Raw genomic sequence first — 25,011 nt, 5'->3', positions numbered from 1 at the left:
GATGCCCGCTCGTCAAATCACCATCATCAACAAATTGGGCCTGCATGCCCGCGCTGCCGCCAAATTCGTCGGCGTCGCAGGCAAGTTCCCTTGCACGATCAGGGTTGGCCGCTCTGAGCAGACCATGGTCGATGGTAAAAGCATCATGGCCGTGATGATGCTGGCGGCAGGCAAAGGTACCGAAATCCATCTGAAAACCGAAGGCGAATTCGAGCAGGAAGCGCTCGATGGCCTGGTTGAACTGATCAACAACAAGTTTGATGAGGGCGAGTAAGCCCTCAAATACGCCCCTTCCAAGGTCACCAGCAGTGCATCCGCAACCAGCTCAAACCGTGAGCAATCAGTAACGCCATACCTGCCAACAGCAGCCCGGTGCCTACGACGAGCCGCAACAACCGCACACCGCTGAGAGCGAATATTCCTGAGCGCATAAGCTGCCTTGAGCCCGGTTACGGGAGTCAGGCCAGAGCGGCCTGATAACGTCGAGACACTTCATCCCAATTGATCACGTTGTAGAACGCGTTGATGTATTCGGGGCGACGGTTCTGATAGCGCAGGTAGTAAGCGTGCTCCCATACATCCAGACCCAGAATCGGCGTATTGCCATTCATCAACGGGCTGTCCTGATTACCGCTGCTTTCAACCACCAGCTTTTTGCCAGGGGTGACGCTCAGCCATGCCCAGCCGCTGCCGAAACGGGTCAATGCGGCTTTGGTAAACGCTTCCTTGAAGCTGTCATAGCCACCCAGCTGCTCGTCGATGGCCAAAGCGACAGCGCCTTTGGGCAAACCGCCTCCGCCTGGCACCATCACCTCCCAGAACAACGAATGATTCGCGTGACCGCCACCCTGGTTGATGACCGCCGGACGCAGGTTTTCAGGCAACTGCTTGATGCTGGCCACCAGCTTCTCGACGGACCAGTCAGCAAACTCGGTGCCTTCGATCGCAGCATTAAGGTTGTTGATGTAGGTCTGGTGATGCTTGGTGTAATGGATCTCCATGGTTTGCGCATCGATGTGCGGCTCCAGGGCATCGTATGCGTAAGGCAGTGCAGGCAAGGTATAAGGCATTTCAATGTGCTCCGTAGAAAAGTCCGGAAGTGGCTGCCGAGTGGCGCTGCAACGATGAGCGCGTGTGCTCGCTGCTGCTGTTCAACAACCGATGAGTGCGCGGGTATTCGCCGTGTTCACTGATAAAGCTCAGCAACTCGGCGTAGGTTTTGCTGCTGTGGCGCAAGGCTGCCTCACGGAGCGCCGGAGGAAGACGCTGATCCTGCATGGTCCGCAAAAGATGTTGATGAATGGCACACAGGTATTCAGCGCTTTCCTCAGGCTGACCGAGGCTCAGGTGCAGGTCCGCCAGGTTGTGGTGAGAAATCACACAGGCCGCGACGGCCTCGTCGACATCCGCCCAACGCTCGAACAGCACTTGCGCCAACGCCAGCGCCTGAAGGTAAAGCTCGCGGGCTTCCACCCACTCGCCCAGATTGAAACAGCGATTGGCCTGCTCGATAGTGCGTTTCCAATGCTGCATGGTCATACCTCCAGGGGACGTTGGCTGGCTGGAATCAAATACCGCCAGCGGTGAGTTTTTCAGGGTTGAGCAACACTTCCAGTTCGCTACGTTGCAAATCAGTGTGCTCAAGGGCGACGTCAATGACCGGACGGCCCTGCTTGTAAGCGGTCTTGGCAATTTCGGCGGCTTTCTGATAGCCAATGATCGGGTTGAGGGCCGTCACCAGAATCGGATTACGCGACAGCGCTTCCTTGAGCTTGGATTCATTGACCTTGAAGCTCGCAATCGCTTTGTCAGCCAGCAGCCGACTGGAATTGGCCAGCAGCTCGATGCTGCTGAGCAGGTTCTGGGCGATGATCGGCAGCATCACGTTAAGTTCGAAGTTGCCAGACTGCCCCGCCACGGTAATCGTCGCGTCGTTGCCAATCACCTGCGCGGCAACCATGGCGGTGGCTTCCGGAATGACCGGGTTGACCTTGCCCGGCATGATCGATGAGCCCGGCTGCAAAGCCTCCAGCTCGATCTCACCCAGCCCTGCCAGTGGCCCCGAATTCATCCAGCGCAGGTCGTTGGCTATTTTCATCAGCGACACCGCCGTGGCTTTGAGCTGGCCGGATACCGCGACCGCGGTGTCCTGCGAACCGATCAACGCGAACAGGTTCTTGCCAGGTGCGAATTGCACACCGGTCAACGTGCTCAACTGACGACTGAAACGAGCCGAAAACTCAGGATGCGCGTTGATCCCGGTACCGACTGCGGTGCCGCCCTGTGCCAGTGACTGAAGGCTCGGCTGGAGACCTTGCAGATGCTCGACGTTGGCGCGAATCTGCTGTGACCAGCCGTTGAGCACCTGGCTCATGCGCACGGGCATGGCGTCCATCAGATGCGTACGACCAGTCTTGACGAAGGCATGGACCTGCTCGGCTTTGTGTTCGGTCACTTGCACCAGATGGGCCAGCGCAGGCAGCAGTTGTTCGTGCAGAGCCAGTGCAGCGCTCACATGAATCGTGGTCGGGATGATGTCGTTGCTGCTCTGCCCGCAGTTGACGTGGTCATTGGGGTTGACCTCTTCGCCCAGCACACGCGTGGCCAGCGTGGCGATCACCTCGTTGGCGTTCATGTTGGTACTGGTGCCGGAACCGGTCTGAAAGATATCGACCGGAAAATGCGCCATGTAGTCACTGGCCAGCAGGTCTTTCACGGCACTGACAATCGCCCTGCTCTGCCCTTCGCTGATCTGCTCCAGCTCCAGGTTCGCCTGCGCTGCAGCCGCCTTGGCCAGCAACAGGGCACGAATGAATTGCCGCGGCATACGTTGATGACTGATCGGAAAGTTTTCCACCGCACGCTGAGTCTGCGCGCCGTAAAGGGCCTCGGCCGGGACCTGTAGCTGGCCCATGCTGTCGCGTTCGATACGGGTATTACTCATCGCAATGTCCTTGCACCAGTTCAGAGAGGGAAATCGAGGGCTGTAGCACGCAGGTCGCCAGTTGATGAACACAGGCTTGCCAGCGCTGACGCCGCGCAGGCGTGGAGGCGATTGCCTGTAAATCACGCAGCGGACGCCAGGCCTGATCCAGACACAGGCAGCGCCAGTGCCACGGCAATGCCGTATCGCGTGCGGTGTCTATCAAAAGACGGAAAGTGGTTTCGGCAATCATCGGCTGGGGCGTGGCGGTAAAACGCGCCAGATAGCGCCCTTCGGCGAGGTAATGCTCGATCAGCCGAGGCTCGTCGGGCTCAAGGGCGCAACGAATCCGCAGACTCAATCCACGCCAGTTTTCCAGATAAGACAGCTCGTGCAGAACAGACCCCATGACCGCAGCCTATTTTAGAAATGATATTCATTATTAAATAATATAAAGAATCATTACAAGGGCGATCTTGAGCGAGTGCGTCATACACAGGTGCTGAGATGCCCGCTTTGTTGCCGGTTCCCGGCAGTTCGCGGACGAGCCCGCTCCTACAAAACCTGGATATCGCGGACCAGCGTAGGGCTGCTTCGGCCCGGAGGGCGTGGGAGCGGACTTGTCCGCGATGGGATGCAAAGCGGCCCTAAAACAGGCCACCTTGGCTGTATCTGGTGCACCGAGGCGCTTGGTTTTGCTGCCGGTTCCCGGCAGTTCGCGGACGAGTCCGCTCCTACAAAACCTGGATATCGCGGACCAGCGTAGGGCTGCTTCGGCCCGGAGGGCGTGGGAGCGGACTTGTCCGCGATGGGATGCAAAGCGGCCCTAAAACAGGCCACCTTGGCTGTATCTGGTGCACCGAGGCGCTTGGTTTTGCTGCCGGTTCCCGACAGTTCGCGGACGAGTCCGTTCCTACAAAACCTGGATATCGCGGACAAGCCTAGGGCAGCTTCGGCCCGGAGGGCGTGGGAGGGGACTTGTCCGCGATGGGCTGCAAAGCGGCTTTAAAACAGGCCACCTTGGCTGTATCTGGTGCACCGAGGCGCTTGGTTTTGCTGCCGGTTCCCGACAGTTCGCGGACGAGTCCGTTCCTACAAAACCTGGATATCGCGGACAAGCCTAGGGCAGCTTCGGCCCGGAGGGCGTGGGAGGGGACTTGTCCGCGATGGGCTGCAAAGCGGCTTTAAAACAGGCCACCTTGGCTGTATCTGGTGCACCGAGGCGCTTGGTTTTGCTGCCGGTTCCCGGCAGTTCGCGGACGAGTCCGCTCCTACAAAACCTGGATATTGCGGACCAGCGTAGGGCTGCTTCGGCCCGGACCGCTCCTACAAAACCTGGATATCGCGGACCAGCGTAGGGCTGCTTCGGCCCGGAGGGCGTGGGAGCGGACTTGTCCGCGATGGGATGCAAAGCGGCCCTAAAACAGGCCACCTTGGCTGTATCTGGTGCACCGAGGCGCTTGGTTTTGCTGCCGGTTCCCGGCAGTTCGCGGACGAGTCCGCTCCTACAAAACCTGGATATCGCGGACCAGCGTAGGGCTGCTTCGGCCCGGAGGGCGTGGGAGCGGACTTGTCCGCGATGGGATGCAAAGCGGCCCTAAAACAGGCCACCTTGGCTGTATCTGGTGCACCGAGGCGCTTGGTTTTGCTGCCGGTTCCCGACAGTTCGCGGACGAGTCCGTTCCTACAAAACCTGGATATCGCGGACAAGCCTAGGGCAGCTTCGGCCCGGAGGGCGTGGGAGGGGACTTGTCCGCGATGGGCTGCAAAGCGGCTTTAAAACAGGCCACCTTGGCTGTATCTGGTGCACCGAGGCGCTTGGTTTTGCTGCCGGTTCCCGGCAGTTCGCGGACGAGTCCGCTCCTACAAAACCTGGATATTGCGGACAAGCGTAGGGCTGCTTCGGCCCGGAGGGCGTGGGAGCGGACTTGTCCGCGATGGGCTGCAAAGCGGCCCTAAAACAGGCCACCTTGGCTGTATCTGGTGCACCGAGGCGCTTGGTTTTGCTGCCGGTTCCCGGCAGTTCAAGGACGAGTCCGCTCCTACAAAAGCTGGATATCGCGGACCAGCGAAGCGTCGCTAGGCTCAGCTACCCGCTACGGTCATACGCTCGATCAGCACCGAGCCGGTTCGGATGTTGCTGCGCAGTTCAAGATCGCTGCCAACGGCGACGATCTGCTTGAACATGTCACGCATGTTGCCGGCAATCGTCACTTCCTGAACCGGAAATTGTATTTCCCCGTTCTCGACCCAGAAACCTGCTGCGCCCCGCGAATAGTCACCGGTAACCATGTTCAGGCCGCTGCCCATCAATTCGGTTACCAGCAAGCCACGGCCCATACGTCGAATCAGCGCGGCCTGATCTTCCGAACCATGGGTGACGAACAGGTTATGCACCCCGCCCGCATTGGCAGTGCTCGGCATGCCCAGCTTGCGGCCGGAATAAGTGCTCAGCACATAGGAAACCAGATCGCCGCCTTCCACGAACGGTTTGGCAAACGTCGCCAGACCGTCGCTGTCGAACGCCGAACTGCCCATTGCGTGCTTCAAGTGCGGACGCTCATCAATGGTCATCCACTCCGGGAACAGCCGCTGACCCAGGGCACCCTCCAGAAATGACGATTTACGGTACAGGTTGCCACCGGAAATGGCACCGAGAAAGCTGCCGAACAGGCCACCTGCCAGTTCTGCGGCAAACAGCACCGGCACTTCACAGGTCGGCACAGGACGCGCACCCAGACGGCTCGCCGCACGCAACGCAGCCTTGCGACCAATGCTCTGGGCATCGGCCAGCAACTCACCCTGGCGATTGACGTCGTACCAGTAATCACGCTGCATCTGGCCTTCGCCCTCGGCGATCATCACGCAACTGAGGCTGTGCCGCGTTGATGCATAACCACCGACGAAGCCATTACTGTTGCCATACACACGGCAGCCCTGATGGGTATTGAGCGTGGTGCCATCGGCGTTCTTGATCCGGCTGTCGGCGTCGAAGGCCGCGGCTTCGCAGGTCAGCGCTTTCTCGATGGCCTGCTCGGGCGTTATATCCCAGGTATGATAAAGATCGAAATCCATGACCTCTTTGGCCATCAGCGCAGCATCAGCCAGCCCGGAGCTTTCGTCTTCGGAGGTGTGCTCGGCAATCGCCAATGCAGCGGCGACGGTTTCACGAATGGCATCGGCCCCCGTGGCCGAGGTGCTGGCAGAGCCTTTACGCTGCCCGACATACAGGGTGATACCGAAACCCTGGTCGCGGTTGAACTCTACGGTTTCAACTTCACGCTGACGGACCGATGTCGACAGCCCCTGATCCACCGACACTGCGACTTCGCAGGCGCTGGCGCCCTGACGCCGGGCTTCGGCGATAATCTGCTCGACCTGTTCCTGCAGTTCGGGCAAGGCTTGCGGACCGACGCTTTGGGTTGCACTCATGACTTTCTCCATCAAATTCTTCTTTCAGCACAGGCCGAATACCGACCGGGCCGGACAAGCGGCCCACGACTGGTTATCATGGCGGCGTTTCTTTGCGGACTGCCCCCATGGTTGATTCTTACGACGACTCCCTCGACGGGGAGAAAAGCAAAACCCAGGTCAAACGAGAGCTGCATGCTCTGGTCGACCTCGGCGAGCGACTGACAACACTCAAAGCCGATGTGCTGGCCAAGCTGCCGCTGACCGACGCTTTGCGCAAGGCCCTGGCCGAAGCGCCCAAGCACACGGCGAACATCGCGCGAAAGCGGCATATTCTGTTCATTGGCAAGCTGATGCGCGATCAGGACCAAGAAGCCATTCTGGTGTTGCTGGACCAACTCGATGCCTCCACTCGCCAATACAACGAACGTTTTCACAATCTGGAGCGCTGGCGTGATCGCCTGATCGCGGGTGATGACGCCGACCTCGAGAAATTCGTTGTCGAATACCCCGATGCCGACCGTCAGCAGCTGCGCTCGCTGATTCGTCAGGCGCAACACGAAGTTGCACGTAACAAACCGCCGGCCACCAGCCGCAAAATCTTCAAATACATCCGTGAGCTGGACGAACTTCAACGCGGTCTGCGTTGATTTCAACCGCGGGGCCGGCAGCAGCAAGCGGCCAGCCCCGACTCACCTTCAGCTACCCGTACCACCTACCGTGATCGCATCGATTTTCAGCGTGGGCTGACCCACACCGACCGGCAGAGACTGGCCGTCCTTCCCGCACGTCCCCACGCCGCTATCGAGCGACAGGTCGTTGCCCACCATCGATACCCTGCTCATGGCTTCCGGCCCGTTACCGATCAAGGTCGCACCCTTGACCGGCGCAGTGATTTTGCCGTCCTCGATTAAATAAGCCTCGCTGGTCGAAAACACGAATTTGCCGCTGGTGATATCCACCTGACCGCCACCCAGATTGGCGCAGTAAATACCGCGCTTCACCGAGGCGATGATTTCCTGCGGGTCGCTCTGCCCGCCCAGCATGTAGGTATTGGTCATACGTGGCATCGGCAGGTGAGCGTAGGACTCGCGACGACCGTTACCAGTGCGTGCGACACCCATCAAGCGAGCATTGAGCTTGTCCTGCATGTAGCCCTTGAGCACGCCGTTCTCAATCAGTGTGGTGCACTCGGTCGGTGTGCCTTCGTCATCGACACTCAGCGAGCCGCGACGCCCTGCAAGGGTACCGTCGTCAACAATCGTGCAAAGTTTCGATGCAACCATCTCGCCCATGCGCCCGCTGTAAGCCGAACTGCCCTTGCGATTGAAGTCACCTTCAAGGCCGTGACCAACCGCCTCGTGCAGCAGCACGCCTGACCAGCCGGAACCCAGCACCACCGGCAATGTGCCTGCCGGAGCAGGAATAGCTTCCAGGTTGACCAGCGCCTGACGCAGCGCTTCACGCGCGTAGCCCATGGCACGATCATCGGTCAGGAAATAACGGTAGTCCGTACGCCCGCCACCGCCATGCCCGCCCCGCTCGCGGCGGCCGTTCTGCTCGACGATGACACTGACGTTAAACCGCACCAGCGGGCGCACATCGGCGGCCAGGCTGCCATCGGCTGCGGCCACCAGAATGCGCTCCCAGACACCGGCCATGCTCACCGACACCTGCTGGATACGCGAGTCCAGCGCGCGCGTCGCGACGTCAATGCGTTTGAGCAGTTCGACCTTCTCGGCGCGGCTCAGCACTTCCAGAGGATTATCCGGGGCGTACAACTGGGCCACATCCTGCGAGGTAAAAGCCTGCACCCGGCCATTCTGCCCAGCGCGGGAGATGGAACGGGCAGCACGGGCAGCGGTGCGCAGTGCGTCCTCAGTGATAGCGTTGCTGTAAGCGAAACCAGTCTTTTCGCCCGATTGAGCGCGCACGCCCACGCCTTGATCGAGATTGAAACTGCCTTCCTTGACGATGCCGTCTTCGAGCGACCAGGACTCGGAGATCATGCCCTGAAAATACAGATCAGCCGCGTCGATACCCGGCCCGGCAAGCTCTCCGAGCACCGATTGCAGGCTGTCGAGGCTCAGGCCACCAGGGGCCAGAAGATGTTCGCTGACTGAGGACAGATCACTCATATTCACTCCGAAGCAGGCCGCATGGCGTCCTGCGAAAAAAAGCGCCGGTGACTGGACACCGGCATCCGCGCCCGTATGGACGCCTGTTCTTCACTGTCGCGCTTGGCCAGCAGCACGGCTTCACCCTGTGCCTGCTCGGCCAGTACGCGGCCCCATGGATCAACGATGGCCGCGTGCCCGTAAGTCTCGCGAGGCCCCGGATGGACCCCGCCCTGTGCCGCCGCCAGCACGTAACACTGGGTTTCGATGGCGCGCGCCCGGATCAGAATGTCCCAGTGCGCAGCACCCGTTACCGCAGTAAAAGCTGACGGCGCGGTAATCAGTTCAGCACCGGCCTCCCGCAGCGCGGTGTACAGCTCGGGGAAGCGCAAGTCATAACAGACTGTCAGCCCCACGCGCCCTACAGGTGTATCGGCCACCACCACATTGTTTCCGTGAGCATAGTCATCGGATTCACGGTAGCGGCCCCGCTTGTCAGCAACATCCACATCAAACAGATGCAGCTTGTCATACCGGGCCACCTGCTCACCGTGTTCATCGATCAGCAACGAACACGCCGTCACCTTGCCATCGGGTCGCTCATCCGGCGGCAGTGGCAAGGTTCCGGCAACAATCCATAACTTGAGGTCGCGAGCGGCCAGTTTCAACCATGGCAGGATCGGCCCATGCCCATGAGCTTCGGCACGACCGATGTCGGCCACGTCACGCCGCCCCATGGCAACAAAGTTTTCGGGCAGCACCGCGAGCCGCGCGCCACCTTCGGCTGCCTGCTCCAGCAAGCGGCGAGCGCTGACCAGATTAGCCTGGACATCGCTTTGGCTGACCATCTGAATCACAGCAAAGGACATGGCGACCCGCTCCTTGATGACCTGGCCACCACTGTACTCCATGCGGCGCTATTGGGGCTTTTCAAATGGCTTGTCGAACGTGATCTTCGGCTCTTTCCAAGGCCCTTCGACCTTGTATTGCACGCTGGCGAAGCGGGCAACCCTGTCGCCCAGCAGCTTGTCGACCAGGAACAGCGCGCCGCCAATGGCTGGCGCACCGACAATTAGTGCCGCGATCGGCAGGTTGTTGGTCACCGGCAAGGTCACCAGCAGCTTCGCATCAACGCGGTCGCGGACCATGTCCAGCGTACCGTTGAGCTCAAGATTACTCGACGGCCCGGTCAGGGTAATCGGGTTGCGCGTCACATAAACACCGTCACTGGCGACCAGCAGCCCTTTGACCCGGTCGTAACTGAGCCCTTTGCCCAGCAGGTCGGAGAAGTCCAAACGCAGGCGACGGCCGATGGAGTTGAAATTCAACAATCCAAACACCCGCAGCGCCTGAGCACCGCCTTCTACCTCGACAAACTGGCCTCTGTTCAACGTCGCATCCAGGCTGCCGGAATAGCGCTTGAGGCCCACCCAGGCAGGCGAACCCGGCCAGCGTCCGTCGACATTCATTTCGAAACTTTCACTGGTGACCGTCGGCGCGAAGTTCCAGGCCTTGAGCACGTCGGCCAGATTCTTGCCTGCCACACGCCCCTTGAACGAGCTGCTGCTGGAGCCCGGAGTGCCCTCCCAGGCACCATCGCCCTCGAGCAAAATACCTTTGAGCCCCAGACTCAGGTCGGACATGCGCATACCGGTCGCCGTCGGGCGGGTTTTCAGCGACCAGGCACCCAGTAACTGGTCACCCTGAAACAGCTGGGCAATCTTCACGTCCAGCGCAGGAATATTGTGCGGGTCGATATCCGCCAGAGGGTCAGGCGCGTTCTCGACGACCGCCGCATTCGGATCAGAGGCAGGCAGTCGCACGTAGAGCATGTTGATACCGATCGGCGTGGACTTCGCGTCGGGCAGCACGGCAGTGCCCTTGGCCAGCGCGCTGTCCAGCGACAAGGCCCAGGCCGCAGCATTGCGCTGCAATTGAACACGTACGTTATCCAGCGTGGTGCCCATCGCCGTCAGCTTGCCGATCTGCAGGTCGACGCTGTTGAGCAGTTGTTTTGCGCTGCCGCCCGGATCATTGCCGGTATATCGTCCAGCCAGCTCCTGCCAGGGCGCTACGTCCAGCTCAGACAATTCGCCACGAATCCGCAGCCCTTTGGCGTCCGGCACTATCGCCCCGCCGCGCCCCAGATATAGCTCGCCGCGACCGTCGGCAAACTTGCCATTCGGTGCGGCAAAAGCAAAGTTGGCCTGATCGTTATACGCCGCGCCAAGCCTGCGCTCCGCGCCTTGCAGGGTCATGCGGAACTCGCTGGGACGCTCCTCCTCGGCAGTCTTGCCAAACGGTGCAGGCAGATCGATTGCCACGCCCTTGAGCGTGGAGTTGATCACCAGTGGGCTGTCCTTGCTGTCCAGAGTCAATTGCAGCTGATACGGCAAGTCACCCGACACCGGCAGTGGCTGGGTAACGCTCAGCCAGTCGGTCAGCCGCTTCACGGTGATCTGCCCGTTTGCCACAATGCGTGTCACGTTGTCGCCTGGCTTGCCTTCGGCAGCGATTTCTGCGGTCACGGGACGATCAAATGCCTGCGCCTTGATGCCCTTGCCGCTCAGCCCTTTGGCGCTGTCAAAGCGGAAATCGCCCTTGAGGCGAGTCAATTCCAGCACCGGGTCAGCCAGTTTCAAACGCGCATTGTCGGTACTGAAATCCACTACAACCTTTGGCTCGACGCCCTTGGCCAGCGGAATATCCAGCTTCAGCTTGCCATCCAGCGGACCTTCGCCGGTCCAGCCGGCAAACGTGCTGGCCGTGCCGATGGGCGCTTGCTGGAGAATCTTCAGGCCATCGATCAGATTGCCGGAGAAGCTGCCATCGACCAGCAGGTGGCTGTCCTGACCTGCCGGGACGTGGGGAATATTGACCAGCACGTTGCTTACTTTGGTATCGAGCAACTGCCCTTTGCTTGCCTTGACTCGCACGCCGCTGTTTTCGACGTAAACCTTGCCGTCGACTCCGGTCAACGAAGGCCAGCCCGGCTGGAAAGCCAGCGTTGCGTTGCTGACATCGAAAAACAGGCTGATAACGCGCGCGGTGTCGGGCGAACTCTTGTTCAGCGACCCTTGATACTGAAAGAAACCCTGCTTGACCGCACCACTCACCACGGCGGTGCGCAGCCAGTGATCAAGCTCGGGACTGAGGGCTGTAGGCAGATACTTGCTGGTGTAACGACCATCGCCGTCGACCATGCCGACCCGCAGGTCCATGTAGTCTTCCTGCTCATGGCTGAGATGAATCCTGATCAGAAAGTCTGCCGCGATCTTGCCTTCGTCGCCGAGCACCTTGATATACGGCGCGATCAGGGTGAATGCCTGATCATCGAGCTTCCAGGTCAGACGGGCATTGGCCTTCTGGTAGCGCCAGGGCTTGGCGAAGATAGGGTCCAGATGAAGCATAAAGTCATTGGTGTCGAGCCGCAGTTCGCCCTGGCCCAGATCGCCGCTGATGGCACCGGTGACATTTCCGGCCGCCGGGGCCCCGCGATAGGCGTTGAACCCCACCTTGTCCAGATTGGCGGCAAAGCTCAGGCGCTTGTCGCCGGTTGCCTGTGGCCGGTAATCCAGCAACACGTTACGCAGCCCGCCTGTCACCTTGAGACCGTCGACCACTGCCATGGCTTTCTCCGGCAACGGCGCGAGGGAATCAATAAGCGGCGTGAGCGGCGTCAGGTCCAAGCGATCGGCCTGCACATGCCAGAGTTCTTCGCTGTCGGGCGTCGCAGCGGTTTGCGTGAGTTGCAGGCGGCTTTCCCAGCGCTTGTCGCCCAGGCTCATCGCCAGTGAATCGAGGTTCAGGTCGAAACCTGTGTCAGTGCGCGCAAACCAGGCGTTGAGCGCGAGGTTGTCGACAGTCGAGGGTTTGCGACCGGCATAAACGCCTTTGACATGCGGCGCATTAAGCCGCGCAGTCGCGCTTTGCACAGTGCCCTTGCCCCAGCTCATCCACAGCTCGCCACCGGCCTGCAGCTTCGACAGTGTCCATTCCCGGGTGAGGCTTTTTGGCAACCACTTGGCCCAGTCGCTTTGCGGCAGGCTGGCGTAGACATCTGCCTCGCCGTCCTTCCATTGACTGGCCTGAATACGTGAACGCACATTCAGGGCAAACGGCTGACCATCCGGCAGCGTCAGGCGTGCATCAAGGCGCTGGTGATAACTGCCTGTGGCCAGACTGAGGTTTACATAGGTCAGGGTCAGCGGCGCGGCGTCAAACGGTTGCACAGTGACCTGGCTGTCGAGCAGCGACAAGTGCGAGACCATCTGCATCCGCTCAAGCACTTGCCCGGGGTCGAACGGGCTGTCGTTGCGCACTGGCAAGCCCTGTACCGACCAGTTGCCCTCCTTGTCCTGCCTGAGCATGAACTGCAGGCCGTCCACCTCGAGATGAGCAATGCGCACTTGACGCGCCAGCAGGCTTTCCCAGAGGTCGGGAACAACCCTTACACGATCAAGACGCACAGCACTGGAACCCTCTCCGACCATGACGTCGTGAGCCAGAAAAACCGGGGCAAACCGGCTCCAGCTGCCTTCCAGACTGCCAATGCTCAACGGCATGCCAAGCGCGCTGCTGGCCCTGGTTTCCACATCCACACGGTATTCGGCAACCAGCGGCGTGAGCTGACGCCCGAGGCTTACGTACAACGCCGCGAGCACCAAAACCAGTGCGCACAGGCTCAGACCCCAACGAGTCAGGGTTGCAACAAGGCGAGGAAGACGACCCATCTCAGGATGCCCTCCGCTGCGGGATACAAGCAGCGGAATCGGCGAATCGATTCCGGCTCAGGTGTGCAGGTGCGTTCAGGTACAGGTTTTGCTCATTTCCCACGCATCATTCTCGATAAAACGGCATACCTGCCAGAAACCCGAAGGGCACTTGTCATCATATTTCAAACGATCAGCACCCTCAGAGCAGCACCACGTCGTATTGTTCCTGCGAGTACATGGTTTCTACCTGAAAACGGATGGTCCGGCCAATGAAGCTCTCCAGTTCAGCCACATTGCCCGACTCCTCGTCGAGCAAGCGATCGACCACGCGCTGATTGGCCAGAACCCGATAACCCACCGCCTGATAGGCTCGGGCTTCTCGCAGGATCTCGCGAAAGATTTCATAGCAAATAGTCTCGGGGGTTTTCAGCTTGCCCCGACCCGCGCAGCAATGGCAGGGCTCGCAGAGCACTTGCTCAAGACTTTCACGGGTGCGCTTGCGGGTCATCTGCACCAGGCCAAGCTCGGTGATACCGATGATATTGGTCTTGGCGTGATCGCGCTCCAGCTGCTTCTCCAGCGTGCGTAACACCTGACGCTGGTGCTCACCGTCTTCCATGTCGATGAAATCGATAATGATGATGCCGCCCAGATTGCGCAGGCGCAGCTGCCGGGCAATGGCTGTCGCGGCTTCCAGGTTGGTCTTGAAGATGGTTTCTTCAAGGTTGCGATGCCCCACAAACGCGCCGGTATTGACGTCGATGGTGCTCATCGCCTCGGCCGGATCGACCACCAGATAACCACCGGACTTGAGCGGCACCTTGCGTTCGAGAGCTTTCTGGATTTCATCCTCGACCCCATAGAGGTCGAAGATCGGCCGTTCGCCCGGATAATGCTCCAGCCTGTCGGCAATCTCCGGCATCAATTCGGCCACGAACTGGGTGGTCTTCTGAAAGGTTTCCCGCGAGTCGATGCGGATTTTTTCGATACGCGGGCTCACCAGGTCACGCAAGGTACGCAGGGCCAGGCCCAGGTCCTCATAAATCACCGTAGGCGGGCTGACGGTCTTGATCTGCTCACCGATCTGATCCCAGAGCCTGCGCAGATAGCGGATATCCATGAGGATTTCATCAGCACCGGCACCTTCGGCCGCGGTACGCAGAATAAAGCCTCCGGCCTCTTTGATACCTTCCAGGGCGACACAATCGCTGACAACTTTTTTCAGTCGTTCACGCTCTGCCTCGTCCTCGATTTTCAGGGAAATGCCTACATGCGCAGTGCGCGGCATGTACACCAGATACCGTGACGGAATGGAGAGCTGGGTAGTCAGCCGCGCGCCTTTGCTGCCGATGGGGTCCTTGGTGACTTGCACCACAAGGCTCTGGCCGTCATGCACCAGCGACGCAATGCTCTCGACGGCAGGCCCTTCACGCATGGATATTTCCGAGGCATGAATGAATGCAGCGCGGTCCAGACCGATATCGATGAACGCCGCCTGCATGCCGGGAAGCACCCGCACTACCTTGCCTTTGTAGATATTGCCGACGATGCCGCGGCGCTGGGTACGCTCGACGTGCACCTCTTGCAGAACACCGTTTTCTACCACTGCCACCCGTGATTCCATCGGGGTGATGTTGATCAGGATCTCTTCACTCATGACTCGTCACCTTCCAGGCATTGCCAGCAGGGTATGCCGAAATGGCCAAGCAGTTCTGCGGTTTCACACAGAGGCAGACCAACCACCCCAGAATAGCTGCCTTGCAGGCCCTCGACGAAAATCGCCGCCAGCCCTTGAATGGCATAGCCTCCGGCCTTGTCGGCAGGCTCGCCACTGGCCCAGTAGGCTTGGGCTTCGTGGGGTTGAATCGGGCGAAAGCGCACGCGACTGGTCACAATACGGGTTTCACTGCGATGCCGATCACTCAGCGCGACGGCGGTCATCACTTCGTGCTCGCGCCCGGACAGGGCCGTCAGCATGGCCAGAGCATCCGCCTCATCGGCCGGCTTGCCGAGAATGCGCCCATCAAGCACCACCGCCGTGTCAGCGCCCATCACGCAGGCCTGTTGTTCGGCCGCCAGCACAGACAGCCCGGCCTGGGCCTTGCCGAGCGCAAGACGCTCGACATAGGCAGCCGGGGTTTCGTGGTCGAAGGGAGTTTCGTCAATCTGAGCGTTCAGTACGGTAAAGGACACACCGATCTGAGTCAGAAGTTCGCGGCGGCGCGGCGAGCCAGAAGCCAGATAAAGCGAGGGCATAAGGACATCTCCGTGTCTGTTCGGGTGAGCGCCAGGGACGCAGCGGGGCGTCGCGCTCACCTTGCGCTTAATTGATTTTCAAACGTTTGCGCAATCCACGCAGGCCATAGCTGATCCAGGGCCACAACAGGGCACTGACCAGCGCGGGTAGAACCAGCGCCAGCGTAGGCTGACGGTTGCCGGTCAATGCACTCAGCCAGAGCTGCGCAAGCTGCGCCAGACCGAATACGACCAACAGCACCAGACATTGCTGCCACATGGGGAACATACGCAGACGCTGCTGCAGGGACATCACCAGAAACGTGATCAGGCTGAGGATCAGCGCATTCTGGCCAAGCAATGTGCCATACAGCACATCTTCCATCAGCCCCAGTATCCACGCAGTGGTCATACCGTATTTGTGCGGCAGCGCCAGAACCCAGAAGGTCAGCAACAGGGCCAGCCACAAGGGCCGGAAGATTTCCATGAATTGCGGCAGCGGCGATACGCTCAGCAACAGACCGATCGCAAACGTCAGCCAGACCACCCAGCCATTGCGCCCGGAAACATGACTAACCATCGATAGGCTCCCGAGCAGTGGAAGGTCTTGAAGCAGGCGGCTGTGAAGCAGCAGGCCGGGCGGCAGGCCTTGACGGTGTCACAGGCGCTGCAGCCGGCGCAGGCGTTGTCGATTGCGCAGCAGGCTTGTGCGTTGCAGTGCTGCCCGGGAATACCGGAACAGTTGCTTGCGGCCACATCGGGAAAGCAGGTGTCGGCGGCGGCAGGGTCGCCATCACTGAAGGCTCGATACCCTTGTCGATGGATTCCTGCGCTTGCGCCGCGTCGGCAGCCCGCTCTTCCGGCGAACGGCCGTCCGAGAACACCAGCAGCAGATAACGGCTGCGATTCAATGCGGCGGTTGGCACGGCACGCACGATTGCGAACGGCTGGCCGGAGTCGTGAATCACTTCCTTGACCGTAGCCACCGGGTAGCCAGCCGGGAAGCGCTGCCCCAGGCCGGAACTGACCAGCAGATCACCCTCTTTGATGTCGGCAGTATCTGCCACATGCCGAAGCTCAAGCCGTTCAGGGTTGCCGGTGCCGCTGGCGATAGCACGCAGGCCGTTGCGATTCACCTGCACCGGAATGCTGTGGGTCGTATCAGTCAGCAGCAGGACCCGCGAGGTGTACGGCATCAGCTCGACAACCTGGCCCATCAGGCCACGCGCATCGAGCACCGGCTGGCCCAGCACAACGCCGTCGCGCTCGCCCTTGTTGATGATGATGCGATGGGTGAAGGGGTTCGGGTCCATGCCGATCAACTCGGCGACCTCGACCTTTTCGTTGACCAGCGCAGAAGAGTTCAGCAACTCACGCAAACGAACGTTCTGCTCGGTCAGTGCCGCCAGCTTTTGCAGGCGACCTTGCAGGAGCAACGCTTCGGTCTTGAGTTTTTCGTTTTCGGCGATCAGCTCTGTGCGGCTGCCGAACTGACTGGCAACGCCTTGATACAAACGTTGTGGCAGATCAACGATCCAGTAGGACTGCATGAGCACCATCGACATCTGGCTGCGCACGGGCTTGAGGATCGTAAAGCGGGCGTCGACAACCATCAACGCAACCGACAGAACGGCCAGCACCAGCAGACGTACGCCCAGCGAAGGGCCTTTTGCGAAAAGCGGTTTAATAGGCCGCTCCTCCGGGGCATGCGATCGTTGGATCGAACTTCGATTGGCAATTATTCATGCGGTATGTAACCGGCCTGGACAAATGAAAGAGATAGGCACCCTGTTTCGGTGTCAGCACGATGCATACAGGTAGCACATACGCCACCTGCATACAAAAGACTCCGTGAAAGGCACTCCGGCGAATTACTCGCTGGAGAGCAGATCCATGGTGTGCTTATCCATCATTTCCAGCGCACGGCCACCGCCGCGGGCTACGCAGGTCAGCGGGTCTTCGGCAACGATCACCGGCAGACCTGTTTCCTGAGCCAGCAATTTGTCCAGATCACGCAGCAATGCACCGCCACCGGTCAGGACCAGACCACGCTCGGCGATGTCCGAGGCCAGTTCCGGAGGCGACTGCTCCAGAGCGCTCTTGACCGCCTGAACGATGGTCGCCAATGACTCCTGAAGCGCTTCAAGCACTTCGTTGGAGTTCAGGGTGAACGCACGTGGCACGCCTTCAGCCAGGTTGCGGCCGCGAACGTCGACTTCACGCACTTCACCGCCCGGGTAGGCCGTACCGATTTCCTGCTTGATGCGCTCGGCGGTGGATTCGCCGATCAGGCTGCCGTAGTTACGACGCACATAAGTGATGATCGCTTCATCGAAACGGTCGCCGCCTACACGTACGGATTCGGCATACACCACACCGTTCAGGGAAATCAGCGCGATCTCGGTGGTGCCGCCGCCGATGTCGACAACCATCGAACCGCGAGCTTCTTCCACCGGCAGACCGGCACCGATTGCAGCGGCCATTGGCTCTTCGATCAGGAATACTTCGCGTGCACCTGCACCCAGGGCAGATTCGCGAATGGCACGACGCTCAACCTGGGTGGATTTGCACGGAACGCAGATCAGCACACGAGGGCTGGGCTGCAGAAAGCTGTTTTCGTGGACCTTGTTGATGAAGTACTGCAACATTTTTTCGCAGACGCTGAAGTCGGCGATAACGCCGTCTTTCATTGGACGAATGGCTGCGATGTTGCCTGGAGTACGGCCCAGCATGCGCTTGGCTTCGGTACCGACGGCCACGACACTCTTCTGGTTGCCGTGAGTACGAATGGCAACGACAGAGGGTTCATTCAGAACGATACCGCGCTCACGCACGTAGATAAGGGTGTTGGCAGTGCCCAGGTCGATGGATAGATCACTGGAAAACATGCCACGCAGTTTCTTGAACATGGGAAAGGGACCCTAGGGAACGCGTGGTAAAAAAAGTGCGGCAAACTCTAACAACGACAGGGATTTTGGGCAAGGAGCCAATATGCTAAATTGGCGGTTTTCCGAACATGACCCTCGACGTTAGCGGCTTGAGACAGTAATAACGCGATAGTGTTCCGCAATTGGCAACAAAGCAAATCCATAAGCATTCCACTGGAGATACCCCATGGCGCTTGAACGCTCCGACGTGGAAAAGATCGCTCATCTGGCCCGACTGGGTCTCAATGACGCCGATATCCCGCGTACCACCGAAGCACTTAACAGCATTCTCGGGCTGGTCGATCAGATGCAAGCGGTCGACACCACTGGCATCGAACCTCTGGCCCACCCGCTGGAAGCCACCCAGCGCCTGCGCGAAGACGCCGTCACCGAGCGAAATCGTCGTGACACTTACCAAGCCATCGCACCAGCGGTCCAAGACGGCCTCTATCTGGTTCCGAAAGTCATCGAGTAAGGGAAAGCGCCTGCATGCATCAAATGACTCTGGCCGAGATCGCTCGCGGACTCGCCGAAAAAAAGTTTTCTTCTGAAGAGCTGACCCGCGTTCTGCTGTCGCGTATCGCGACGCTCGACCCGCAACTCAACAGCTTCATCAGCCTCACCGAAGACCTGGCCATCACTCAGGCCCAGGCGGCAGACGCTCGGCGCGCCGCCGGTGAGAACGGCCCGCTGCTCGGCGCCCCGCTGGCGCACAAGGACCTGTTCTGCACTCAGGGAATTCGTACCAGTTGCGGCTCCCGGATGCTCGACAACTTCAAGGCGCCATACGACGCCACGGTTGTGTCGAAACTGGCTTCAGCAGGCACGGTAACGCTGGGCAAGACCAACATGGACGAATTCGCCATGGGTTCGGCCAACGAGTCCAGCCATTACGGCGCGGTGAAAAACCCGTGGAATCTGCAATGCGTACCCGGTGGCTCTTCCGGTGGTTCGGCAGCGGCGGTTGCTGCACGCCTGCTGCCTGCGGCAACCGGCACCGACACCGGCGGCTCGATTCGCCAGCCAGCGGCACTGACCAACCTCACCGGCCTCAAGCCTACCTACGGTCGTGTGTCGCGCTGGGGCATGATTGCCTACGCTTCAAGCCTCGATCAGGCAGGGCCAATGGCGCGCACCGCCGAAGATTGCGCACTGCTGCTGCAAGGCATGGCCGGCTTCGACCCGCAGGACTCGACCAGCATCGACGAGCCGGTTCCGGACTACTCCGCCAGCCTCAATACCTCGCTCAAGGGCCTGCGTATTGGCGTACCGAAAGAGTATTTCAGCGCAGGCCTGGACCCGCGTATCGCGCAATTGGTGCATGAAAGCGTCAAGGAGCTGGAAAAACTCGGTGCGGTCGTCAAGGAAGTCAGCCTGCCAAACCTGCAACACGCAATCCCGGCCTACTACGTCATCGCGCCGGCTGAGGCCTCGTCCAACCTGTCGCGCTTCGACGGCGTGCGTTTCGGCTACCGCTGCGAAGACCCGAAAGACCTGACCGACCTGTACAAGCGTTCCCGCGCTGAAGGCTTTGGCCCGGAAGTCCAGCGCCGCATCATGGTGGGCGCCTATGCGCTGTCGGCGGGCTACTACGACGCTTATTACCTGCAAGCGCAGAAGATCCGTCGCCTGATCAAGAACGATTTCATGAGTGCATTTGCCGAAGTCGACGTAATCCTCGGCCCGACCACGCCCAACCCGGCCTGGAAAATCGGCGCGAAGACCAACGATCCGATTGCCGAATACCTGGAAGACTTCTACACCATCACCGCCAACCTGGCGGGCCTGCCCGGCTTGTCCATGCCCGCAGGCTTTGTCGATGGCCTGCCGGTCGGCGTGCAGTTGCTCGCTCCGTATTTCCAGGAAGGCCGTCTCTTGAATGTGGCGCATCAGTATCAGCAAGTCACCGACTGGCACACTCGCGCACCTGAAGGCTTCTGAGGAGAAACACATGCAATGGGAAGTCGTCATCGGGCTGGAGATTCATACCCAGCTTTCGACCCAATCAAAGATTTTTTCCGGTAGCGCCACCACGTTCGGCTCCGAGCCCAACACCCAGGCCAGCCTCGTTGATCTGGGCATGCCCGGCGTTCTGCCGGTGCTGAACAAGGAAGCCGTGCGCATGGCCGTCAAGTTCGGCCTGGCGGTGGATGCCGAAATCGGCCAGCACAACGTGTTTGCCCGCAAGAACTACTTCTACCCCGACCTGCCCAAGGGCTACCAGATCAGCCAGATGGAGCTGCCGATTGTCGGCAAGGGCCACCTGGACATCACTCTGGAAGACGGCACAGTCAAGCGCATCGGCATCACCCGCGCGCACCTTGAGGAAGATGCAGGCAAAAGCCTGCACGAAGACTTCCAGGGCATGACCGGTATCGACCTGAACCGTGCCGGCACGCCGCTGCTGGAAATCGTTTCCGAGCCGGACATGCGCAGTGCCAAGGAAGCCGTGGCCTATGTAAAAGCCATTCATGCGATTGTCCGTTATCTGGGCATCTGTGACGGCAACATGGCCGAAGGCTCGTTGCGTTGCGACTGCAACGTGTCGATTCGCCCGAAGGGCCAGGTCGAGTTCGGCACACGTTGCGAGATCAAGAACGTCAACTCGTTCCGCTTCATCGAGAAGGCGATCAACAGCGAGATCCAGCGCCAGATCGATCTGATCGAAGACGGCGGCAAGGTTATCCAGCAGACCCGCCTGTACGATCCGAACACCAACGAAACCCGCGCCATGCGCAGCAAGGAGGAAGCCAACGACTACCGTTACTTCCCCGACCCGGACCTGTTGCCGGTGATCATCGAGGATTCGTTCCTCGAAGAAACCCGCGCCACATTGCCGGAACTGCCGCCGCAGAAGCGCGAACGTTTCCAGAGCCAGTTCGGCCTGTCGACCTACGATGCCAGTGTGCTGGCCTCCAGCCGCGAGCAGGCCGACTACTTCGAGCAGGTGGTCAGCATCAGCGGTGACGCCAAGCTGGCCGCCAACTGGGTCATGGTCGAACTGGGCAGCCTGCTGAACAAACAGGGCCTGGAAATCGAACAGTCGCCGGTCAGTGCCGAGCAACTGGGTGGCATGCTCAAGCGCATCACCGACAACACCATTTCCGGCAAGATCGCGAAAATGGTTTTCGAGGCGATGGCCAATGGCGAAGGCAGTGCCGATGAAGTCATCGACAAGCGCGGCCTGAAGCAGGTAACCGACAGCGGTGCCATCGAATCGATGCTCGACGAGATGCTGGCTGCCAACGCGGAGCAGGTCGAACAATATCGCGCCGCTGATGAAGCCAAGCGCGGCAAGATGTTCGGTTTCTTCGTCGGTCAGGCAATGAAAGCCTCCAAAGGCAAGGCCAACCCGCAGCAGGTCAACGAGCTGCTGAAGGCCAAGCTGGAAGGCTGATCGCTCCAATGCCGAGTACACGGTGAAGCACCGTGTTATGACGCGGAGCGTCATGAAATGCATGCCAACGCGGAGCATTGGCACGATAGGTGTCCTCGCGCGCACCTATCGTTCTTCACCCTCCAGCGTGGGGGCGCCGTTCTGGAAGCTCTGCGTCCACTGTTGGGTACGCGGTGCAACACGCGCACCTATCGTTCCTCACGCTCCGCGTGGGAATGCAGTTCTGGACGCTCTGCGTCCGCTGTTGCGTGCGCGCTGCGACACCGAGTTGCGACGCGGAGCGTCAGGAAATGCATGCCTGCATGGAGCCTTGGCATGAGAGTCAACCACACCTACTCCGGCACTCAGGAACCCAACCCATGCGCCGCCTTATTTTTGCCTGCAGCCTGCTGACGTTACTGGCAGGCTGCGCCAATCACATCATCGACCCTCACGGTTATGACGAGACCGGCACAGCCGCTTATTACGGTGCCCGCCATCATGGCAATCGCACGGCCAGTGGCGAACCCTTCAATCAGAACGCCCTGACTGCCGCCCACAGGCAGTTGCCATTCGGCACGCGCGTCAAGGTCACTAACCTGGACAACGACAGGTCAGTGGTCGTACGCATCAATGATCGCGGCCCTCACACGCGTGGTCGTTTGATCGATGTCTCTCGCGAAGCAGCCGAACAACTGGGTATGCTGCGTAGCGGCACCGCGCCAGTGCGTGTTCAGGCCCTCGATTAGCCTTAACCCCCATCAACACCAACAAGGACACTCGTATTCTCCAGCTATCGGCCCTGCCCGCCCCCGCGCTCATTCAAATGCTCAGCGGCCTGCTATTGCTGCTGATCGGGGCAGAACTTTCAGTGCGTGCGGCAGTGCATCTGGCGGCGATTTTCAAGGTCAGGCCATTGCTCATTGGCCTGACCGTTGTGGCGATGGGCACCAGCGCGCCGCAAATGGCGGTAAGCCTGCAAGCGGCGTTTGCCGATAACACCGACATCGCCGTAGGCAGCGTGATCGGTGGCAACATCTTCAATGTCCTGGTGATTCTTGGCCTATGCGCGCTGATCATCCCGTTACGCGTTGCCCGCCAGGTGCTGCACATCGATATTCCGCTGATGATCGGTGCCTGCCTGCTGGCCATCGGCCTGTCATGGAACGGCGAATTCAGCAAATTTGACGGTGCACTGCTGCTTGCAGGTTTGCTGGTCTGCCTGATTGTCATCATCCGCCAGGGCGGTCACACGCCGCGCCACGGCCATGCCGAAACAACAGAGAAACCACGCACCTTCACGCGCATCCTCATGCTTGCCGCAGGCTTGCTGCTGCTGACCGCTGGCGGGCACTTGCTGGTTGACGCGTCGGTCGTGATCGCCATCCATCTGGGGCTTTCCGAGCGCATTGTCGGCCTGACCATCATCGCCATCGGCACCTCATTGCCCGCCCTGATGACCTCGCTGATCGCGGCGTTTCGTGGCGAACGCGATATTGCAGTGGGGAATGTGATCGGCAGCAATCTGTTCAACCTGCTGGGGGTATTGGGAGTGACTGCACTGTTCGCCCCGGTGCCGCTGACGGTCTCGCCGAATGCAATGGTGTTCGACCTGCCGATCATGCTCGGTGTTTCGCTGCTTTGTGTGCCGCTGTTCTATTCCGGCTACCGGATAGACCGCATGGAAGGGGTATTTCTGCTGTCGCTGTACCTGACGTACGGGCTGCATATTCTGGCGATCAGCACTGGAATGGCACTGGCCGAAAGGCTCGAGACAAAAATGCTTACTCTGGTTCTGCCTGTGCTCGGCGCTATTGTTGCCTGGGGCACGATCCGCGCCTGGAGACGCCAGCACTGACTTCAATCCGCATCGATACAAGGGGAATGCCATGACAGACAAGACAATCAGCGAAGGCGAGCAGATCCGTCGTCAGGTAATGGGCGATGTCTACGTCGACCGTGCGCTGGGTAACGCAACCGAGTTCAGCCAGCCGCTGCAGGACTTCGTCAACGAACACGCCTGGGGCAGCGTCTGGAGTCGTGAGGGTTTGCCGCTGAAAACCCGCAGCCTGATCACCCTGGCCACCCTCACCGCCCTGAAATGCCCGCAAGAGCTAAAGGGCCATGTTCGTGGAGCACTGAACAACGGTTGCACGGTTGAGGAAATTCGCGAGGCGCTGCTGCACTGCGCGGTCTATGCAGGCGTGCCAGCAGCCATCGACGCGTTCCGTGCAGCACAGGAAGTCATCGACAGCTACGTAAAGCCGGACTAGATCCAGCCGCCCCATTGCAGAATGAAAATTCCCACGTTGGTGGTGACCGCTGCGGCCAGTGTGGTGATGACGATGATCGCGGCGGCCAGTTCGTAGTTGCCGTTGGCGGTGCGCGCCATGATGTAGCTGGCAGCGGCCGTCGGGCTCGCGAAGTACAGGAACAGAATGCCCAGTTCCGCGCCGCGAAAACCGACCAGCCAGGCGGCCAGCGTGCAGAGCAGCGGCAGCGTGATCATTTTCATGACGCTGGCACTGATCGCCAGACTGCCACTTTTACGCAGCGAGGCCAGCGACAGCGTGCCGCCGATGCAGGTCAGCGCCAGCGGCAGGGTCATCTGCGCCAGATAACTGCCGGACGTCTCCAGCCACCTGGGCAGGCCTATGCTGAAGTAAGCGAAAGGCGATGCGATGATGACGCTGATGATCAGCGGGTTGGCCAGCACACTTTTGAACACGCTCCAGGGGTCAGACTTGATCACCGGGCTGTAAACCGCCAGCACAATTGTCGACAACGTGTTGTAGAAGACGATGACCAGCGCGGCCAGAATCGCCCCCAACGAAATGCCATAAGGGCCGTACATGCTTGCCGCCAGCGCCAGGCCGATTACCCCGTTGTTGCCACGGAACGCGCCCTGAACGTAAACGCCACGCTCTTCTTGCGGGCAGCGCCAGATCGCCCAGCCCCAGGCGAATGCGAAACTCAGCAGCGTCGCGACACTGAAAAAGATGAGCAGTCTGGGTTGCAGAGCCGCGCGCAAATCAGCGTGAATGATGCCCAGAAACAGCAGCGCAGGCATCGTGACGTTGAACACCAGCCCGGAAGCCGCGACGATAAATCCGTCGTTGATAGCACCGATGCGTTTGAGCAATACGCCCAGAAACAGCATGGCAAACACCGGGGCGGTGATGTTCAGGGTTTGGAGAAAAATAGCCAGCATGCAACACACCCGGTCCCGTCGTTAGGTAGCTCATGATAGGCCACACACGACGAGCATGTTGCAAGGAATTTCCGAAAGGCTTACCTGAACAACCCC

General features: G+C 59.9%; 22 protein-coding genes. 8 read left to right on the top strand and 14 right to left on the bottom strand.

What is annotated here, in order from left to right; translation table 11 throughout:
• The first annotated feature begins 1 nt into the window (after window position 1).
• The gene (locus RYC18_RS02060; RefSeq protein WP_002555094.1) at window positions 2-274 is read left to right on the top strand and encodes an HPr family phosphocarrier protein; all 273 of its coding nucleotides are present in this window, start codon (window positions 2-4) and stop codon (window positions 272-274) included.
• 184 nt (window positions 275-458) lie between these two features.
• Here RYC18_RS02060 and RYC18_RS02055 read toward each other — a convergent pair whose 3' ends face one another.
• From RYC18_RS02055 to pmbA, 5 genes are all read right to left on the bottom strand, one after another.
• Window positions 459-1,070, bottom strand: coding sequence for a superoxide dismutase (locus tag RYC18_RS02055; protein WP_005744989.1), 612 nt, complete (start codon window positions 1,068-1,070; stop codon window positions 459-461).
• A 1-nt stretch (window position 1,071) separates the two neighbouring features.
• Window positions 1,072-1,533, bottom strand: a complete 462-nt coding sequence (locus RYC18_RS02050) for a tetratricopeptide repeat protein (protein ID WP_005744988.1) — start codon at window positions 1,531-1,533, stop codon at window positions 1,072-1,074.
• A 34-nt stretch (window positions 1,534-1,567) separates the two neighbouring features.
• Entirely contained in the window at window positions 1,568-2,944 is a 1,377-nt protein-coding gene (locus RYC18_RS02045; protein WP_005744987.1) for a class II fumarate hydratase, read from the bottom strand.
• Window positions 2,937-3,332 (bottom strand): hypothetical protein, encoded by a 396-nt coding sequence (locus tag RYC18_RS02040; protein WP_005744985.1) that lies wholly within the window; start codon window positions 3,330-3,332, stop codon window positions 2,937-2,939. Before RYC18_RS02040 ends, RYC18_RS02045 begins: the two co-directional genes overlap by 8 nt.
• Before the next feature lie 1,676 nt (window positions 3,333-5,008).
• The gene (gene pmbA / locus RYC18_RS02035; RefSeq protein ID WP_005744984.1) at window positions 5,009-6,355 is read right to left on the bottom strand and encodes a metalloprotease PmbA; all 1,347 of its coding nucleotides are present in this window, start codon (window positions 6,353-6,355) and stop codon (window positions 5,009-5,011) included.
• A 107-nt stretch (window positions 6,356-6,462) separates the two neighbouring features.
• Here pmbA and yjgA point away from each other — a divergent pair, with 107 nt between their 5' ends.
• Window positions 6,463-6,984, top strand: a complete 522-nt coding sequence (gene yjgA, locus RYC18_RS02030) for a ribosome biogenesis factor YjgA (RefSeq protein ID WP_003364101.1) — start codon at window positions 6,463-6,465, stop codon at window positions 6,982-6,984.
• 48 nt (window positions 6,985-7,032) lie between these two features.
• Here yjgA and tldD read toward each other — a convergent pair whose 3' ends face one another.
• The 8 genes from tldD to mreB all read right to left on the bottom strand — a co-directional run bounded on the left by tldD (window position 7,033) and on the right by mreB (window position 18,310).
• Complete coding sequence (tldD, locus tag RYC18_RS02025) at window positions 7,033-8,472, bottom strand: metalloprotease TldD (protein WP_002555101.1); 1,440 nt, start codon at window positions 8,470-8,472, stop codon at window positions 7,033-7,035.
• Between the two features lie 2 nt (window positions 8,473-8,474).
• A complete protein-coding gene (locus RYC18_RS02020; RefSeq protein WP_316882544.1) occupies window positions 8,475-9,320 on the bottom strand; it encodes a carbon-nitrogen hydrolase family protein in 846 nt (281 codons plus the stop codon).
• 48 nt (window positions 9,321-9,368) lie between these two features.
• Window positions 9,369-13,184 (bottom strand): YhdP family protein, encoded by a 3,816-nt coding sequence (locus RYC18_RS02015; RefSeq protein WP_316882542.1) that lies wholly within the window; start codon window positions 13,182-13,184, stop codon window positions 9,369-9,371.
• A 181-nt stretch (window positions 13,185-13,365) separates the two neighbouring features.
• Window positions 13,366-14,823, bottom strand: a complete 1,458-nt coding sequence (gene rng, locus RYC18_RS02010; RefSeq protein WP_004666200.1) for a ribonuclease G — start codon at window positions 14,821-14,823, stop codon at window positions 13,366-13,368.
• Complete coding sequence (locus RYC18_RS02005) at window positions 14,820-15,422, bottom strand: Maf family protein (RefSeq protein WP_002555105.1); 603 nt, start codon at window positions 15,420-15,422, stop codon at window positions 14,820-14,822. The genes rng and RYC18_RS02005 overlap by 4 nt, the downstream gene beginning before the upstream one ends.
• A gap of 67 nt (window positions 15,423-15,489) precedes the next feature.
• Window positions 15,490-15,981 carry a rod shape-determining protein MreD gene (gene mreD / locus RYC18_RS02000; RefSeq protein ID WP_003364106.1) on the bottom strand — a complete coding sequence of 164 codons (492 nt, stop codon included), beginning with the start codon at window positions 15,979-15,981 and terminating at the stop codon, window positions 15,490-15,492.
• The gene (gene mreC / locus RYC18_RS01995; RefSeq protein WP_054076721.1) at window positions 15,974-17,041 is read right to left on the bottom strand and encodes a rod shape-determining protein MreC; all 1,068 of its coding nucleotides are present in this window, start codon (window positions 17,039-17,041) and stop codon (window positions 15,974-15,976) included. The genes mreD and mreC overlap by 8 nt, the downstream gene beginning before the upstream one ends.
• Window positions 17,042-17,272: 231 nt before the next feature.
• Window positions 17,273-18,310 (bottom strand): rod shape-determining protein MreB, encoded by a 1,038-nt coding sequence (gene mreB, locus RYC18_RS01990; protein ID WP_002555108.1) that lies wholly within the window; start codon window positions 18,308-18,310, stop codon window positions 17,273-17,275.
• 205 nt (window positions 18,311-18,515) lie between these two features.
• Between mreB and gatC the strand changes: the two genes are divergently transcribed.
• From gatC to RYC18_RS01960, 6 genes are all read left to right on the top strand, one after another.
• Window positions 18,516-18,803 carry an Asp-tRNA(Asn)/Glu-tRNA(Gln) amidotransferase subunit GatC gene (gatC, locus tag RYC18_RS01985; RefSeq protein WP_002555109.1) on the top strand — a complete coding sequence of 96 codons (288 nt, stop codon included), beginning with the start codon at window positions 18,516-18,518 and terminating at the stop codon, window positions 18,801-18,803.
• A gap of 14 nt (window positions 18,804-18,817) precedes the next feature.
• Entirely contained in the window at window positions 18,818-20,269 is a 1,452-nt protein-coding gene (gene gatA / locus RYC18_RS01980; RefSeq protein ID WP_004666201.1) for an Asp-tRNA(Asn)/Glu-tRNA(Gln) amidotransferase subunit GatA, read from the top strand.
• Window positions 20,270-20,279: 10 nt separating this feature from the next.
• The gene (gene gatB, locus RYC18_RS01975) at window positions 20,280-21,725 is read left to right on the top strand and encodes an Asp-tRNA(Asn)/Glu-tRNA(Gln) amidotransferase subunit GatB (protein ID WP_002555110.1); all 1,446 of its coding nucleotides are present in this window, start codon (window positions 20,280-20,282) and stop codon (window positions 21,723-21,725) included.
• A gap of 359 nt (window positions 21,726-22,084) precedes the next feature.
• On the top strand, window positions 22,085-22,453 hold the full coding sequence (locus RYC18_RS01970) for a septal ring lytic transglycosylase RlpA family protein (protein WP_002555111.1): 369 nt from the start codon (window positions 22,085-22,087) through the stop codon (window positions 22,451-22,453).
• 77 nt (window positions 22,454-22,530) lie between these two features.
• Window positions 22,531-23,562: a calcium/sodium antiporter gene (locus tag RYC18_RS01965; RefSeq protein WP_316882526.1), complete on the top strand. Its 1,032-nt coding sequence runs from the start codon at window positions 22,531-22,533 to the stop codon at window positions 23,560-23,562.
• 31 nt (window positions 23,563-23,593) lie between these two features.
• Window positions 23,594-23,977: a carboxymuconolactone decarboxylase family protein gene (locus RYC18_RS01960; protein ID WP_005733046.1), complete on the top strand. Its 384-nt coding sequence runs from the start codon at window positions 23,594-23,596 to the stop codon at window positions 23,975-23,977.
• Here the strand turns inward: RYC18_RS01960 and RYC18_RS01955 are convergent.
• On the bottom strand, window positions 23,974-24,915 hold the full coding sequence (locus RYC18_RS01955; protein ID WP_316882522.1) for an AEC family transporter: 942 nt from the start codon (window positions 24,913-24,915) through the stop codon (window positions 23,974-23,976). The two genes, RYC18_RS01960 and RYC18_RS01955, sit on opposite strands and share 4 nt — an antisense overlap.
• Window positions 24,916-25,011 lie beyond the last annotated feature (96 nt).

The sequence above is a fragment of the Pseudomonas syringae group sp. 247E2 genome, assembly GCF_032587795.1.
GTDB classification, from domain to species: Bacteria; Pseudomonadota; Gammaproteobacteria; order Pseudomonadales; family Pseudomonadaceae; genus Aquipseudomonas; species Aquipseudomonas amygdali.
This window is presented reverse-complemented; position numbering and strand designations above follow the sequence as displayed.